The following is a 15,948-nucleotide window of genomic DNA, read 5'->3' on the forward strand; positions in this document are numbered from 1 at the left end:
CCCGCGCGGTAGACTCAGCGAGAAGCCACTGCATTTAGTGAAGGAGAACGTCTAACACCATGCGCATGTTCGCCCGTCCTGCCCTTGCCTGTGCAGGCGCTGTACTCAGCGCCACGTTGCTGGCAGGGTGCGCTGACCACGTTGTTACCGAGCCCTCCGCAGAGGCTAGTGACCGCAAGTCCGTAGACATCGTGGTCGACCCAGATGACACCGACCAAGTGGTGCTGGGCGAGATTTACCGCCAAACGCTCGCGCGGGCAGGGCGCGAGGCCACCGTGCTCAAAGAGGACAAATACCAGTCTCACGGAGACAAAGGCCGCAGCCTCAATCCAGAAGGCAACTTCTATGTTGGCTGTACGGGCGATTTCCTCAGCTATCTCAACCCCAGCGAGGCGCGCGACATCTCGCAAGATTATAAGAAGGCCGAAGAAGACAGCCAGCCAGGCGGGGAAGACTTCCTCGCCCGCACTCATATTGCGTTGATGTCCTCTCTGCCCACGGATCTAGCCACCGTAGAGCCCTCCGGAGCCTACGGTTGCGAGGACGCGGAGCCGGAACTGCCCGAAAACTTCGTGGTGGTTTATCAGAAGGGGCTTTTCGACCGTGAGGAAGAAATCGCCTTTGCTTCCCTCACCAAGTTCATCACGCACAAAGACCTCTTCGACTTAGCCGAAGACGCCGAGGAAAAGGGCAGCGTGGAAAAGGCCGTCCGCGAATGGATGCAATCCTCAGGCGGCGACATCGTTGACAGCGAAGGCGATTCCGCGTCCACCGGCGGTTCGGGCCTGACGAGCTCCTAGCCCGCGCTTCAATCACGCCTCACCCCGGCGCGCCCCTTGGCACCTCCACCCGCCCTTCGCGCTCACCGGCAGCCGACCTTTAGCGTGCGATCGCCCTCCCCGTGAGCGGCAAGGGCGGGTGGCTTCGCGCCTAGCTGCCGTACTCTCCCTTGGCGCTCACGGGCGGTGCGTGCTGATGACCATTCCGCTTCGCCGGTGAGCGCGAGGGGAGAGTAGGTGGGGTGTGGTTGTGTCGGCCGCGCCTTTCCTGGGCTGCGATACCTGCACCGCGCCCTTCGCGCTCACCGGCAGCTGACCTTCAGCGTGCGATTGCCCTCCCCGTGAGCGGCAAGGGCGGGTGGCTTCGCGCCTAGCTGCCGTATTCTCCCTTGGCGCTTACGGGCGTTGCTCGCCGACGCCCCAACTCTTTCCCGGTGAGCGCGAGGGGCGGGTAGGTGGCTGGCGGGAGGTAAAGACGCATGAAAATGCCCCAGTGAGGAAATAACCTCACTGGGGCATTTAGCGCCGCAGCGCGCTAGGCGCCATTTCGGCGGTTACACGTGGTTAAACGTCGAAGGCCTCTTCGAGCAGGTTCTTTTGCTCAATCTGGTGCACCTTGGCGTTACCCGTAGCCGTAGAGGACTGGGCGCGGCGGGAGACGCGGACCATTTCCGGCATATCCGGAATGAGGTCGCGCAGGTGCTCGTTGTAGAACGGCCATGGGCCCTGGTTGGCGGGCTCGTCCTGTACGAACCGGACCTGGGTGGCGTTCGGGTACATCTCGAATGCCTCGCTCAGGCGGTTGAACGGAATCGGGTGGAGCATTTCCACGCGGACGATGGCGATGTCATCGCGGCCGTCGGCCTCGCGCTTCTTCTCCAGGTCCCAGTAGAGCTTGCCGGAGACCAGCATGATGGTCTTGACCTTGTCCGTGTCGCCGACCTTCTTGTTGTTGACGTCCACGAAGTGGGGGTCATTGATAACGGAGCGGAACTTCTTGACCTCGGTGAACTCCTCAACGGAGGAGGTGGCGGCCTTGTTACGCAGCATGGACTTCGGGGTGAAGACGACCAGCGGGCGCTTCATCTCGCCCAAAGCCTGACGGCGCAGCAGGTGGAAGTGGTTAGCCGGGGTGGACGGCTGAGCCACGGTCATGGAACCTTCCGCACACAGCTGCAGGTAGCGCTCGATGCGGGCGGAGGAGTGGTCCGGGCCCTGGCCTTCGTAGCCGTGCGGCAGGAGGAGAACCAGGCTGGACAACTGGCCCCACTTGGCCTCACCGGAAGAGAGGTACTCATCGATGATGGTCTGGGCACCGTTGGCGAAGTCACCGAACTGAGCCTCCCATGCCACAAGGGCGTCGGGGTTACCCACGGTGTAGCCGTATTCGAAGCCCATGCCGGCGAACTCGGTCAGCGCGGAGTTATAGACCATGAACTTGCCGCCATTGTCCTTGGACACTGCCAGGGAGTTGAGCGGGTTGTATTCGTTGCTATTGCGGGGGTCGAAGGTCACGGCGTGGCGCTGGGTAAAGGTACCGCGGCGGGAATCCTCGCCGGCCAGGCGCACGACTTTGCCCTGGTTAGCCAGGGAACCGAAGGCGAGCAGCTCGCCCCAGCCCCAGTCGATGCCGCCTTCGCGGACAGACTTCGCACGGTCCTTGGCCACCTTGGCCACGCGCTTGTGGTACTCGAAGTCCTCGGGTGGGTTGCCGTAGGCATCGCCAAGCTCGGCCATCTCTTCTGCGGTGATGGAGGTATCCAGGCCGCGGGTGAGCTCCTGCGAAGAGGTAATACCGGTCTGTTCCTTCGGGCCGGCCTTCTCGGCTTCCTTGTGCTCGGTGAACACGGACTCCATCTGGTCGTGGAAGTCGCGTGCGGCTGCCTCGGCGTCCTCGGCAGACAGGTCGCCACGGCCGATGAGCTCGTTGGTGTAGTGCTCGCGCACCGGCTCGTGGTTCTCGATGACCGAGTACAGCTGCGGCTGGGTCATGGATGGGTCATCGGCTTCGTTGTGGCCGCGCAGGCGGTAGACCACGAGGTCAATGAAGACGTCCTTGCCAAACTGGCGGCGGTATTCGGCGGCCATCTGGCCTACCCAGACAACGGCCTCTGGGTCATCACCATTGACGTGGAAGACCGGGCAGTCAAAGCCCTTGGCCAGGTCGGTGACGTAGTGGGTGGAACGGCCGGAATCCGGGGTGGTGGTAAAGCCCACCTGGTTGTTGACCACGATGTGGACGGTACCGCCGTTGGTAAAGCCGCGCAGCTGGGACAGGTTGATGGTCTCCTGCACGACGCCGAGGCCGGTGAAGGACGCATCGCCGTGGAGCATGACGGGAACGACGGAGTAGCCGTCCTTGCCCTTGTCCAAGATGTCCTGCTTGGCGCGGGCGATGCCCTCCATGACTGGGTCGACGGCCTCGAGGTGCGACGGGTTGGCGGCAAGGGTGACCTTGATTTCGCCATCGCCGAACATCTGCAGGTGCTCGCCCTCGGAGCCCAAGTGGTACTTCACGTCACCGGAGCCGCCGAGCTGGCCGCCCTTGTAGTTGCCGTCGAACTCGCCGAAGATATCCGCCAGCGGCTTGCCGACGATATTGAACAGCACGTTCAAGCGGCCGCGGTGCGGCATGCCCATGACGACCTCGTCGAGGCCCTGGCCCGCAGCGGTGTCGATGATGGAATCCAGCAGCGGGATGAGGGTCTCAGCACCCTCGAGGGAGAAGCGCTTCTGGCCCACGTACTTGGTCTGCAGGAAGTTCTCGAATGCCTCGGCGGCGTTGACCTTCTGCAGGATGTACTTTTGCTCGGCATTGGTCGGCTTTGGCATGCCGGCCTCGAGGCGGTCCTGCATCCAGCTGCGCTCGTCGCGGTCCAGGATGTGGGTGTATTCGGAACCGACCTTCAGGGTATAAGCAGCGCGCAGGCGAGAGAGTACCTCGCGCAAGGTCATCTGTTCCTTGCCGCCAAAGCCACCGACGTTGAAGACGCGGTCCAGATCCCAGATGGTCAGGCCGTGCGTAGCGATGTCGAGGTCGCGGTGATCCGGGCTAGGCAGGCCGGGCTGGGACCAGCCGAGGGGGTTGACATCGGCAAGCAAGTGCCCGCGGGAGCGGTAGGACTCGATGAGCTGCATGACGCGGGTGTTCTTGTCCACGCCGGAGTTGGGGATGTCCTGTGCCCAGCGGAAGGGCTCATAAGGAACGCCCATGGACTCGAAGAGCTCGTCCCAGAAGGCATCATCAACAATAAGCTGGCCGATGGTGCGCAGGAACTCGCCGGATTCTGCACCCTGGATAACGCGGTGGTCATAGGTGGAGGTCAAGGTGACTAGGCGGCCGACGCCCAGGTCAGCCAGGCGGTCAGCGGAGGCACCGGCGAATTCTGCCGGGTAATCCATGGAACCAACGCCGATAATGGAGCCTGCACCCTTGGTCAGGCGGGCAATGGAGTGGCGGGTGCCGATGCCGCCCGGGTTGGTCAGGTTAATGGTGACCCCAGAGAAGTCATCCATGGTGAGCTTGTTCTTACGGGAACGGGTAACGATGTCCTCGTAAGCCTCAATGAACTCGGCGAAGGACTTAGTCTCGCACTCCTTGATGGCGGCGACCACGAGGGCGCGGGAGCCATCCTTCTGTGGAAGGTCGATGGCCAGGCCCAGGTTGATGTGCTCGGGCTGGACGACGAAGGGCTTGCCGTCCTTTTCCTCGTAGCGCACGTTCATTCCAGGGTGCAGCTGCACGGCCTTGACCATGGCGTAGCCAATGATGTGGGTAAAGGAGATCTTGCCACCGCGGGTGCGCTTCAGGTGGTCATTGATCATGGAGCGGTTTTCCCACATGAGCTTGACCGGCATATCGCGCACGGTGGTAGCGGTAGGAATCTCGAGGGATTCTTCCATGTTCTTAGCAATCGCCTTGAACATGCCCTTGAGCTGGCGCTCGTCGCCGCCCTTGTAATCTTCTAGGTTATCCAGCGGAGACTGCGCATTCTTGCCCGCAGAATGCTTAGCCTTCGCGGACTTTTCCTTGGCCTTAGATACAGACTCTTTCACGTTGGTATCGCGGGCCTCTTGCTTGCGGGCGGTGGTAGTGCCTTCGGTCTTCTTGGCCGAGGACTTAGACTCTGCCTGCGCCTTCTTTGGCTGTGGCTTAGATGCTTGAGAAGGAGCCTCAGCTTCTGGCTGCGCCTTGGGCGCGCCGTTTGCTTCGAAATAGTCGCGCCACTCCTTGTCTACGGAGCTAGGATCCTTGGAGTACTGCTGGAACTGCTCGTCTATCAGCCACGCATTCGGGCCGAAGATGCTCGATGTGCTCACGGCAGGTATTCGCCTCATTTCTCTGCTTTAAAATGGTCGTTTATTCGACTTTAGTTCGGACTTTGCACGAGCGCATATCTCACCCGCCAAAGTGTCTGCCTATATGATACGGGCCAATCCCTCACCTTCACTATGTTAGGGGTAGCGAATTCGCTCTAAACGATCATCGAATCCCCGCCTTTGTGTGGGAAAGAGGGGAGAGCTGCTGGCGGGCGTGTTCGATGACCTGATTGGCCAGCTTGCGATTGGCCTTCGTGCCAATGACCGCCCCGATGCCCATGGGCATGAGTTTGCCCACCCAGGCCCACTTCATGCGCTTGGTGATCTGCTTGGTAAATACCTTGGTCAACCGGCCATTGATGCCAGATAGCGTGGGCCCGGAAAAGCGGGAGAGGGAGGCCACGGAACGCGCCCCCGTGACCGTGCCGAGGTCACCGACAAAGGTATCGACCACCGCAGAGCCCTTCGAGCCCGTCAATACCACCAGCACTAGGGCGCGGCGGCGCTCGGGCGAGGAGATGTCATCGCCGCGCAAGTACGCTGACGCCAGGATGTACCACGCGGCGGCTTCAAGAAAGACCACGGATTCCGCACCGATGGTGGCCGCACCCGTAAAGAGCCCGATGCCGGGCACGGATGCGGAGGCACCGGCGGCCGCGCCCGTGCCAGTAGTGATATTGATGAAGTGCTTGTTAATAAAGCCCTGCAACTCCTGGTCAGTGGCATCCGGGTGGTGCTTCTTTAGGTTCTTGACGTATTTGGAAATAACACCAGATTGCACGGATACCGCGCGGTCCAGGGAGCTCAGCAGCGCCCTAGTAAACCGCCCGCTGTGCTCCGGATCGATGTCATACGTGTCGCTAGCTGCTTTATCCGGGGTGGACTTTTTAAATATGGACATGCCTTTTCCCACACCAATCCTTAAGTTCGTTGGGGCAGTGGTATTAATTGAATTTTTACCTAGCATAGCCCTGACCTTGAAATAAGGTGGGCGCGCATGTGCGATTCGGATCGCCACCGGCGTGCAACCTACCTAAGGTAGGGAGTATGCCTTACCCGCAGGAAAATCAACGTGACACTGGGGACTTTTATTCCGAAGAGTCCACCGCTGCCGCGCGCTTGCGGGCCATGCGCGCACACGAGCGCGCCCGTAAGGCCCACGAACAGGCACAGAACGCCTACGCGGATGAGCTCACCGTGCGCACGACCTCCGGCTGGGTGCGCGGGGTCATCGAAGAAGACCTGCGAGTAGATCGCCCCATCAGCGCCGGTCCGGTGCGCACATGGCGCGGCATTCCCTTCGGCGCCTCTACGGCCGGCGACAACCGCTTCCGCGCCCCGCGCCCAGCACCGCGCTGGGACGGGGTGCGCGATTGCAGTCAGTTCGGGCCAATCGCCCCACAGCCCACGTACTCCTGGACCGACCGCATCGTCGGCTCCGAGGATTGCCTGTACCTCGACATCGTGCGCCCCCGCACGGAGGAAAAGCTGCCCGTCGTGGTGTACTTGCACGGCGGCAGTTTCATCATGGGCTCGTCCCACATGCTCATGCTGCGCGGGTTTGAGCTCGCCACCCGCATGAACGTGGTCTACGTATCCATCAACTTCCGCCTCAACGCCCTGGGATATCTGGATCTGCGCAGCCTCGGCGGCGAGTGCAGCGCCAACCCCGCCGTGGCGGATCAGATTCTGGCCCTTAACTGGGTTCGCGACAATATCGCTGCCTTTGGCGGTGACCCAGACTCGGTCACCCTCATGGGCGAATCCGCCGGCGGCGCCGCGGTGCTGGCGCTCATGACCAGCCCGACGGCCGAGGGGCTCTTCCACCGCGCCATTGCCCAATCCCCACCGATTGCGCTGGTGCATTCCCGCGCCCAATCCACCTTGTGGGCCCGCGAACTTGCGCGCCGGGCGGGCCTGCCGCGCCGGGTGAGCGTGGATGACCTGCGCCAGGAGGACTGCGCGGATGTGGTGCGCTCCGGCCAATCCATGATGTGGCGCGCCGGCGAGCTACTGCACTTAAACTCCTGCTACGCGCCCACGGTGGACGGCGAGCTTCTGCCCGAGCACCCCATCACCGCCTTTGAGCAGGGCCACCAGCACAAAATCCCGCTGCTGATAGGCACGAATTCGGATGAAGCCAGCTTTGGCAAGTTCCTCTTTCAGCGCCAAAGCGCCCGGGAGCGTGCAGCCCTGCGGCTCTTGGCCTCCTACGATCCCCACCACGCCCCTGAGGTCGTTGCCGCATATCGCGGCGCGGTCCGCAGGGAGGATTTTGCGCACTTGCTTGCCGATGCCCTCTTCTGGGCACCCTCCACCCGCATCGCCAGCGCCCACTCTGAAGTGGCCGATACCTGGATGTACCGCTTCGACTTCGCCTCTGCCGTCTTGAAGTGGCTGGGCTTAGGTGCCATGCACTCGATGGAATTGGGCAATGTCTTTGGCGATCCCCAATCCTCGCGCGCCTCCCTGTTAACCGGCTGGGGCTCGCGGGCCGAGATGGAGGAATTGACCTCCACCATGCAGGATCACTGGGCCGCGTTCATCCACGGCGGCAGCCCGAAGGCGCAGTGGCCGCGCTATGAGAGCGGTGAGCGCGCGACCATGATCTTTGATGAACAGGCCTATATCGTGCACGCCCCCAACGACGGTCGCCGCAAGGCGTGGGAGGATTACCACATGGTGGAGTGGGGAAGTGGCCGCCCAGAGCTAGTGCGCTCTCTTGGTTTCCAACCACACCGGAGGGATTAGCGGTAGAATCCAGAGTGACCGCGGGCGGCGTCTTGCCCACCGCGGGGACCTCTGCTTCCGAAGGATGGATTTTTCACCACCATGAGCTTTTTCGAAGATATCGCTTCCGCATTGGACGCCGAGGGCATCGAGTCCCGCGTCAACGAAGACGTCATGTTCGTTCCAATCACCTCTGATTTGGAAATCCAGTTTGTTGAAATCGATCCTCTCTTGCCTGCCGCCAACGTATACATCGCTGCCGCGGATGTGGATGAAGACGATGAAGAATTCGAGGCCGTCTTGGTCTCCGTCGCCTTTTCTGTCGACGACGCCGTAGAGGCCGTCTCCCGCCACATCGCCACCGACCAGGTTGTTACCGTCCTGCGTGACCTCCTGGAAGGTACCGATGAGCGCATCGCGGAATTGGAGTTTGACCAGGACGAACTCAACCCGCACCTCGTGGTGGCGGAAGTAGGCAACGATTCAGAGCTGCGCGTATTAGTAGAAACCATCGACGGCGTGCCCTCTGCCATCGTGCGCTTCTTGGCCTTCGACTTCGATGAAGAAGACATTGAAGAGCTCGAGGATGAGGCCGTGACGGAGATGTGGCAGGTGGACGAGGAAGGCGAGGACCTCGATGAAAACGAGCGCCTTGCCCTCTTTGGCAACACTGGCTCCGATGACATCCCCATCGTGGAAGTCCCCGCTGAGGCCCTGGAACTGGGCACCTACACCGATTTCGACCGCCTCTTCGACGTGCTCGGATTGGTCTCGGAACAAGCTCTGGACTGGGAGGCCCAGCTCGTCAACTTTGATGAGGATGACTTCGAGGAACCAGACGTCTACGACATCTTCTGCGAAGACGCCGATGATGACGATGACGAGGACCTTGAGTTCTTCGACACCTTCACCGAAGACGACGACGCTGACGCTGACGACGAGGGCGACAACAACTAAGCCCCTAAGCCGCTTGCTGGAATCCCGCGAAAAGGGATTCCGGCGAGCGTACGGGCTTAAAGGCGCTATCCACCAGCCACACGTAGGTGGCATTCGGCCCGCGAGAGATCTCGTGGACGGCGCCAGCTAACTCAGCAGGGACAAGCGTGCGTATCCACCCTTCCGCCGTGGCGGGATCGACTACCTGCCCAAAGTTATCGGTGATGCGAATGGTGATGAGGTAGGCGGGGATGCGGCTTTCGCCGAACCCGCGGATCCGCGCCTTTACTCGTGCTCCCACGCGGTGGCGGGTAATGCTCATGCTGTAGTCCGCACCGCCTGGCGTGGCTGGCAACTGCTTTATGGGCGGGCGCCACGTCGGGGTGGGACGAGCCAAGGACCGCGGGTGATGCATGATGGCGGAAATTGAGCTGACGGTCTCATAGTGGTGATAGGCCAAGTCGGCGGCGATTTCCGTCGCCGTGGCGCTGGGTTGGCTGGGTACTGTGTGCGAAAAGTTCTTATCTACGTTGTGCATGGCACTTACTCTAAACCGTATGGCCGACACGAGTTCGAAGAATACAAACACATGTTCGAAAAAGTAGCTTAAATAGCTTTCAGACCTTCAAAGGCATAAGGTTGCACGTGCTATGAAGAGTGCTAATGCCGAACCGGCGCCCTACGAAAAGCCCAAGGTGCCGCGGGAAATCTGGGTAATGGTAACGGCGGCGTTCATTATCGCCTTAGGTTATGGCCTTATCGCACCGCTTTTGCCGCAGTTCGTGGTCAGCTTCGATGTATCGATGGCCGCCGCCGGCCTGGTGGTCTCCATCTTCGCCGCCTCCCGGCTGATCTTCGCGCCCGTGTCTGGTTCGTTGGTGGATCGCGTCGGCTCGCGCCGCGTCTACCTGGTGGGCCTGATGACCGTGGCCGTGACCACGGGTTTGGTTGCCATTGCCCAAGAGTATTGGCACATTGTGGTGTTGCGCGCATTGGCGGGGCTGGGCTCGACCATGTTTACCGTCTCCGCGATGGGCCTTATCGTGCGCCTGTCTCCACCGTCGATTCGCGGTAAGTGCTCTGCCACCTACGCCACGGCATTCCTACTGGGCAATGTCGCCGGCCCTGTCCTCGGCGCCAGCCTGTCCTTCCTGGGCTTCCGCTGGCCATTTTTCATCTACGGCATCGGCGTGATGCTCGCTGCTTTCGTTGTCTGGTGGCAGATGCCGCGGGTCAACCACTCCCAAACCACCACCTCGGAACTGCCGCCCATGCGCCTGCAGGAAGCTTGGAGCGATACTGCCTTCCGCGCGGTGCTGACCTCCAACTTCGCCCACGGGTGGATCAATATGGGCGTGCGCGTGTCCGTCCTGCCGCTTTTCGCCGCCGCGATTTTCCATAATGGCGCCGCAGCCTCGGGCTTGGCTCTCGCGGCCTTCGCCGCAGGCAATGCGATTATTCTCCAGTTCTCCGGCCGGTGGTCCGATCTCCATGGCCGCAAGCCGCTTATCTTGATTGGCTTGGTCGGCTCCGCCATCTTCATGGTGCTCATGGGACTGGCCACCAGTGTGTGGTTCCTATTGCTCGTATCCGCCCTTGCGGGTGCAGCATCGGGCCTAATCAATCCTTCCCAGACCGCCGCGGTGGCAGACATCGTGGGCAACGAGCGCTCCGGCGGCAAGGTATTGTCGGCCTTCCAGATGGCAGGAGACTTCGGCCAGATCGTGGGCCCCATGCTCATTGGGCTGCTTGCCGATGTCTATGGCTTCCCCACAGCCTTCACCGTCTGCGGTGCCATTGCCATTTTCGGCATCATCGCCTGGCTCTTCGGCCGTGAGCCCCGCCAGGAGTCCAAGGTGGAAGTAGAACGCATGCCGAAAAAATAGTTGACGGCAACCGCTCTGTGCCGGCTAAGTTATGCGCGTGTGGATGACTTAAACGCGCGCTTTCTTGATGCAGTCAATAACGCCTTGATTATTTGGGTACGGCTGCATAATTCAGACATATTTGTGGGCCGTGCCTGGTGGATCGAAGAAAATACTTGGGTACTCCGCCGCCTCGAGGATGGTACGCGCCGGCACATCCTGCCCCGAGAGGTGGAGCACTTAAAGGTGATCGGCGCGTACCTTGAAGACTACGAGCAACAAGGCTAGAAGAGCCCTGCGACCTGGGACACGCACAGGTAGACAAAGGCCGCGGAAATGATGCCCATCAGGGTGTTGATGAACCAGCCATTGCGCCATTCCTTCGGGGTGTGCTTGGTATTAAGCAGTACCAAGAGCGTAAGTCCCAGGAAGGGCATGAAAAATGCGCCCAAGACGCCGTAGCCAATGATTAACCCGGTGGGCTTGCCCAGCAGTAGGAGAAGCATTGGTGGGAAGGTCAACCAGATGAGGTAAGCGCGGTAGTACTTACCGCCCGTGCTGGTGCTGGGGTGGCCTTGTGGGAGGTTCTTCAGGTGACCAACGTAGTCCGCAAACATGAGGGATACACCGTTCCACACGCCCAAGCAGGAAGAGAATGCGGCTGAGAAGAATCCCACGATGAACCACTTAGAAATAAAGGTTCCGTAGCGGGCCTCCAGCACGTCCGCCATGTCTACCAAACCCTGGTCGTTATCGGAGACAGCGACATTGGCGCTATACAAAAGCTCGGCACCAAGGACCAGCGTAGCCAGGACGAAGATACCGGTGACGGCATAAGCCACCGAGTTATCCATGCGCATGACCTTCATCCACTTGGGCGTGAACCATTTCTTCTCACGCAGCCAGTAACCGTAGGCAGCAAGGGTAATGGTGCCACCGACACCGCCGGCGATGGAGAGCACGTAGACGAAAGAACCATCCGGGATGGTGGGGACGAGTCCGCGCAGAATCTCTGGCAAATTAGGCGCGGTAATTGCGGCGATGCCCACCACGGTGACGAACATGATGCCAACTAATACGGCGGCAAGCTTTTCAAAGAGCTGGTATTGACCCAACCACGTAAGCGCAAAGCACAATACACCGGTCAGGATGGCCCACATGGTCAAGCTAGTACCGGGAAAGAGCGCACTCAATGCCAAGCCGGTGCCGGACATGGCGGCTGCGCCATATACCAATCCCCAGATGACGATGTAGGGCGCGAAGTACCACGAGGTCCAGCGTCCTAGCTCCCGCCAGCCGTGGAACATGGTGTTTCCAGTGGCCAAGCTATAGCGGCCGACGCCTTCCACCAGCACGATTTTCATAATCGTACCGACGATGACGGCCCACAACAGTGCGTAACCGTAGCGCTGGCCGGCAATCATGGTTGCCACTAGGTCAGCGGCACCGACGCCGGTGGCTGCGGCGACCAAACCCGGACCTACGAGGGTCCATTTCACCTTTGCTTGTGGCTCAGAGTTCTGTGTCTGTTGGCCTTCGGCGGATGTTGCGCCGTTGTGGTTATTTGATTGGCTCATGACACTTCCTTAGGTGGCTGTGGTCCGAATCACTTAAAGGAAATGTATCACTATTGACGGGTAAAGTGCAGCCCAATTATTCAACCACGCGTGCTAAGCGACGGTCCGACCAGCAGCGTACAGCGCCTTTGGCATGGTTCTTTGCAGCTTCCATTGGAATTGAATGGGCTTTTCACCGTGGTGGGAAACATAATCCACAGCACCCAAAAATGTATAGGCGCTCGCGGTGCCCACGGAGTTCTTCTTAGTAAAGCGAGAGGCGATAAGGATCTTCCCGCCGAGCTCATCATGCTGAATATATCGGCGTGCGGCCTTCGATTTTAAGGTTGTAGTAGATTGCGATTCCCAGTGGAGAAGTTCTGGTGAAATCGGGTAATCACGGTAATTGGTGGTGGCGCTCACTTGATCGTCTTTTTGGAAGGTCACCAAGAACAAGTCCATGTTCATATCGGGGAAATATTTCACTCCCTCGCGCGGAAGGCTGACCAGCTTTTCTAGTTCGCCTGTTTGCAAAGCACCGACTAACTCTGCCAGGGAGTAATCGGCGTGGGTTTCCAAAACGGTGTCCTCGCTTGGCTGCGGGATAATGCGCGAAGCATCGTTTTGTAGACGCATGACCTGTTCGAGCTCCCAAATAACTCGCGGGTGCTCTCGCAATATCCCCAGCGCTTGGTCAAAAGAAGACGGGCTGGGTGCATTGGAATTAGCCCAAAAGCCCAAGACCAGCATTCGTGCGAAGGCTTGATCAGTGGGCGTCATATCGCCGAATTGCGAAGTGGCGGATTTTAGGATTCGAAGATAAGCCTCAATGCGTGTCGCATCATTGACGTGGAGGAAAACTTTAATCCGGTTGAGTAAGAAGCTTTCCATCTCATCGTCACGTGGCTCGAGGAGGCCGTCCTCGCGCAGTAGGCGGGTCCAGGAGTATTTGTTGGGGCGGTAAATATCCTCCAACTCGAGGTTTGCCTCCTCGAGGAAATCTTTGAGATCGGTAGTTCGCAATTCCGCTACCAGCGCACGCACATTCCGCAAATTGCTCCGTGCCGTCTTCTTTACGTTGTTGAGGACCTGTTCCGTCGTCGACTCATCGAATTGGATATGCGTTCCCGGCGGCGTGGTGGGAAAGCCCTGCTCTATCTCGGTAAGCAGGCGTTTTCCGCGTTTTCTCGTTAACGCATTGAATTTGCGCTCAAAATCGTATTCAACATGCTGTTGGCCAATGAAATCGAATACGGTACAAGAATCCTTTCCGGGAGCAAGGCGAAGACCGCGGCCAAGTTGCTGTAGGAAGATAACCGGGCTTTGGGTTGGCCGGAGCAAGAGCAGTGTATTGACCGCTGGGATGTCGACGCCCTCATTGAAAATATCAACGGAAAAGAGGGCCTTGATGGCGCCGCTTTCGAGTTGTTGAATGGCTTCTGCGCGTTCAGAAGAAGTTAATTTGCTCGTCACGGCCTGGGCGGGAATTCCAAAGTGCTGAAATTGCTGCGCCATGTGCTCTGCGTGGGCGATGGACACACAAAAGCCGATCGCCTTCATCTCAGAAAGATCGAAAATCCGTTTATCCAGTTCATTCAGAATGAATCGCGTCCGCTTTTCACCAGACTTGATATAGAACTCTGATAGCTCGGTGGTGTTGTAATCTTTCTTTCCTCTATTCCACGTGAGTGAGGAAAGATCCGTGCCGTCTGCGATTCCGTAATAGTGCATGGGGACCAACAGCTGCAGGCGCAAGGCATCCCAGAGGCGTAGCTCATGGGCAATGCGGTAGTCGAAATACTGCTGCACATTTTTGCCATCGCCGCGCTCAGGCGTTGCGGTCAGCCCAAGTAATTCGTCTGGTTCAAAATGACTAAGAAGCGCGTTATACGTTGGAGCTTCTGCATGGTGGAATTCGTCGATGACCACGACATCGAATTGATCTGGCGCGAGCTTTTCTAAGCGAGTGGAATTGAGCGACTGAACGCTCGCAAATAAAAAGTCCCAGCGCCGGGGCTCGGTGCCATCGACAAGCAGCTCGCCAAAGTCGGCATCCTTAAGCACCTCGCGGTACGTACGCCGCGCTTGGTGAAGAATTTCCTTGCGGTGTGCCACGAAGAGTAAGCGTGGGCGACGCTTCCACTGCCGGCAAAGATTGAGGTAATCCAGGGCAGCTACGACGGTCTTGCCGGTGCCTGTCGCCGCAACGAGTAGGTTTTGTGGCGATCCTTTACTTCACGTTCCGACCGCAGCGCCTCGAGCATCTCTTCTTGATAAGGATAGGGAGTAACTTCCAAGCCAGAAAGCTCTAATTGACGCAAAGCTTGAGGGGACTCCGTACCTTTGGCAATGCGCAGGGATTCCCGAAGACGGTCCATGTCCCGCGCGGGGTCAAAAGTTTTGAAGTGGCTATCGTGCCAGTAGCTGTCAAAGGTCTTTATGAACTTTTCAATGACCTCAGGCGTTGCCGTAGCAGAGCCGCGCACGTTCCACTCCCAGCCATCGATAAGAGCAGACCTCGAAAGATTCGAGCTTCCAATGAAAGCCGTGTCGAAACCAGTCTTCCGTCGGAACAACCATGCTTTGGCGTGTAGGCGTGTGGATTTATGCTCATAGCAAATCTTCACATCAGCGCGATATTTTTCTACCAGGCGTTTAAGTGCCGCTGCATCGGAGGCACCACAGTAAGTGGAGGTCAACAAGCGGAACGGTATCTGGTTATCGCGCAGGTATTGCAATTGCTGGTCAAGGACACTGATTCCGGAGCTCTTGATGAAAGCACACAGTAAATCGACAGAATCAGCCGTCTTTATCTCCCGTTCAATCTCGCTGGTCAAACTGGCTTCGCCCTGGGCATTAGTAAAAAGCGCGCTCTTCGTCAGCGATACATCGGGAAGCAGCGGAGGTTCGGCTAAAGAAGTGTTGTAGACGGCGTAGAGGAGTTGCTCGGTATCGATGTCTTCATCCTCGCCAAGAAGACCAGCGATTGTATTGATGAGGGCTACTCGGTCTGCTGAGGATTTGAGCCCCATGAGACGGTGTTCAAGTAAATCGCCGATGTGTTGAGACATGGCCGATGTATAGCGCCCGCGAGCGCTATCATCCGTGCCATTTCCGAGGCCAAATCCCGCCGATGGGTGTCGGCTTTGCGTTTCTTCCATTCGCTCACGGATCCGGGAGGTCACCGGGGTTTCATATACGCCGAAGGGGAGCGAGGAATCCAGGGAATGACTCATAGCTACAAGATTCTAGGGGCAAAGTTTCTCCACGGCTGGAATATCCGCTGGCGCCCAGGTCAGTTGCATTGCTTCCGCGGGGGTGACCCATCTGGTTGCGTCATGATCGCTGAGGTGAAGTTCGCTGCTGATAAGCGTGCAATAAAAGGTGGTTAGTTCGATGGTGGCGAAGTCGTATTCGTAGGTGGTCGTCGCGAGCTTGCTACCTACGCGGGCAGTAAGGTTGAGTTCCTCGCGAATTTCGCGGGCTAAAGCCTGTTCGGGTGATTCTCCCGGTTCGATTTTTCCGCCTGGAAATTCCCAATGTCCTTCTAGGGGTTTTCCGGGTTTCTTGCGGCAGGCGAGGAATCGGTTGCCATCGTGAAAGACGGCACCGACGACGCGGATGGGGTTAGACATAGTTCCATTGTGCCTTGAGCCAGGAAACGCTAGACAACTAGATGTAATTTAGCTAACATATTCCCAATGTTCGCGTCAGGCTGTCGCGCGGGCTTGATCATCATGCAAGCTTGAGGGGCGGTCTATC

10 protein-coding genes and 1 pseudogene are annotated in these 15,948 nt (G+C 58.8%); 5 read left to right on the forward strand and 6 right to left on the reverse strand.

Annotated elements, in window-relative coordinates; translation table 11 throughout:
* Positions 1-59: 59 nt before the first annotated feature.
* Positions 60-800, forward strand: coding sequence for a hypothetical protein (locus CACC_RS04780; RefSeq protein ID WP_005280122.1), 741 nt, complete (start codon positions 60-62; stop codon positions 798-800).
* Between the two features lie 543 nt (positions 801-1,343).
* On the opposite strand, the gene CACC_RS04785 is transcribed toward CACC_RS04780, so the two are convergent.
* Together CACC_RS04785 and CACC_RS04790 are read right to left on the reverse strand one after the other, a co-directional pair.
* On the reverse strand, positions 1,344-5,099 hold the full coding sequence (locus CACC_RS04785) for a multifunctional oxoglutarate decarboxylase/oxoglutarate dehydrogenase thiamine pyrophosphate-binding subunit/dihydrolipoyllysine-residue succinyltransferase subunit (protein WP_023028636.1): 3,756 nt from the start codon (positions 5,097-5,099) through the stop codon (positions 1,344-1,346).
* Positions 5,100-5,262: 163 nt separating this feature from the next.
* Entirely contained in the window at positions 5,263-6,000 is a 738-nt protein-coding gene (locus CACC_RS04790) for a hypothetical protein (protein WP_050749146.1), read from the reverse strand.
* Between the two features lie 146 nt (positions 6,001-6,146).
* Between CACC_RS04790 and CACC_RS04795 the strand changes: the two genes are divergently transcribed.
* Positions 6,147-7,850, forward strand: coding sequence for a carboxylesterase/lipase family protein (locus CACC_RS04795; protein WP_005280126.1), 1,704 nt, complete (start codon positions 6,147-6,149; stop codon positions 7,848-7,850).
* Positions 7,851-7,931: 81 nt separating this feature from the next.
* A complete protein-coding gene (locus CACC_RS04800) occupies positions 7,932-8,786 on the forward strand; it encodes a hypothetical protein (RefSeq protein ID WP_005280127.1) in 855 nt (284 codons plus the stop codon).
* Positions 8,787-8,790: 4 nt separating this feature from the next.
* Here the strand turns inward: CACC_RS04800 and CACC_RS04805 are convergent, their stop codons facing one another.
* Positions 8,791-9,303: a hypothetical protein gene (locus CACC_RS04805; protein ID WP_005280131.1), complete on the reverse strand. Its 513-nt coding sequence runs from the start codon at positions 9,301-9,303 to the stop codon at positions 8,791-8,793.
* 112 nt (positions 9,304-9,415) lie between these two features.
* On the opposite strand from CACC_RS04805, the gene CACC_RS04810 reads away from it, so the two are divergent.
* Together CACC_RS04810 and CACC_RS04815 are read left to right on the forward strand one after the other, a co-directional pair.
* A complete protein-coding gene (locus tag CACC_RS04810) occupies positions 9,416-10,651 on the forward strand; it encodes an MFS transporter (protein ID WP_005280132.1) in 1,236 nt (411 codons plus the stop codon).
* A gap of 39 nt (positions 10,652-10,690) precedes the next feature.
* Entirely contained in the window at positions 10,691-10,918 is a 228-nt protein-coding gene (locus tag CACC_RS04815) for a hypothetical protein (RefSeq protein ID WP_005280133.1), read from the forward strand.
* Here CACC_RS04815 and CACC_RS04820 read toward each other — a convergent pair.
* From CACC_RS04820 to CACC_RS04835, 3 genes and pseudogenes are all read right to left on the reverse strand, one after another.
* On the reverse strand, positions 10,915-12,207 hold the full coding sequence (locus CACC_RS04820; RefSeq protein WP_005280134.1) for an Nramp family divalent metal transporter: 1,293 nt from the start codon (positions 12,205-12,207) through the stop codon (positions 10,915-10,917). The genes CACC_RS04815 and CACC_RS04820 overlap by 4 nt on opposite strands.
* Positions 12,208-12,300: 93 nt before the next feature.
* Positions 12,301-15,422 (reverse strand): annotated as a pseudogene (locus CACC_RS04825) (DUF3427 domain-containing protein).
* A gap of 12 nt (positions 15,423-15,434) precedes the next feature.
* Positions 15,435-15,821 (reverse strand): (deoxy)nucleoside triphosphate pyrophosphohydrolase, encoded by a 387-nt coding sequence (locus CACC_RS04835; protein ID WP_005280137.1) that lies wholly within the window; start codon positions 15,819-15,821, stop codon positions 15,435-15,437.
* Positions 15,822-15,948: the final 127 nt, after the last annotated feature.

Origin of the sequence: Corynebacterium accolens, from assembly GCF_023520795.1 — a bacterium.
In the GTDB taxonomy this organism is placed as follows: Bacteria; Actinomycetota; Actinomycetes; order Mycobacteriales; family Mycobacteriaceae; genus Corynebacterium; species Corynebacterium accolens.

What these genes read in the sequence shown, in the direction of transcription:
- CACC_RS04780 (WP_005280122.1), top strand. Translation starts at nt 60, where the DNA reads ATGCGCATGTTCGCCCGTCCTGCCCTTGCCTGTGCAGGCGCTGTACTC.
- CACC_RS04820 (WP_005280134.1), bottom strand. Translation starts at nt 12,207, where the DNA reads ATGAGCCAATCAAATAACCACAACGGCGCAACATCCGCCGAAGGCCAA.
- CACC_RS04810 (WP_005280132.1), top strand. Translation starts at nt 9,416, where the DNA reads ATGAAGAGTGCTAATGCCGAACCGGCGCCCTACGAAAAGCCCAAGGTG.
- CACC_RS04800 (WP_005280127.1), top strand. Translation starts at nt 7,932, where the DNA reads ATGAGCTTTTTCGAAGATATCGCTTCCGCATTGGACGCCGAGGGCATC.
- CACC_RS04795 (WP_005280126.1), top strand. Translation starts at nt 6,147, where the DNA reads ATGCCTTACCCGCAGGAAAATCAACGTGACACTGGGGACTTTTATTCC.
- CACC_RS04835 (WP_005280137.1), bottom strand. Translation starts at nt 15,821, where the DNA reads ATGTCTAACCCCATCCGCGTCGTCGGTGCCGTCTTTCACGATGGCAAC.
- CACC_RS04790 (WP_050749146.1), bottom strand. Translation starts at nt 6,000, where the DNA reads ATGTCCATATTTAAAAAGTCCACCCCGGATAAAGCAGCTAGCGACACG.
- CACC_RS04805 (WP_005280131.1), bottom strand. Translation starts at nt 9,303, where the DNA reads ATGCACAACGTAGATAAGAACTTTTCGCACACAGTACCCAGCCAACCC.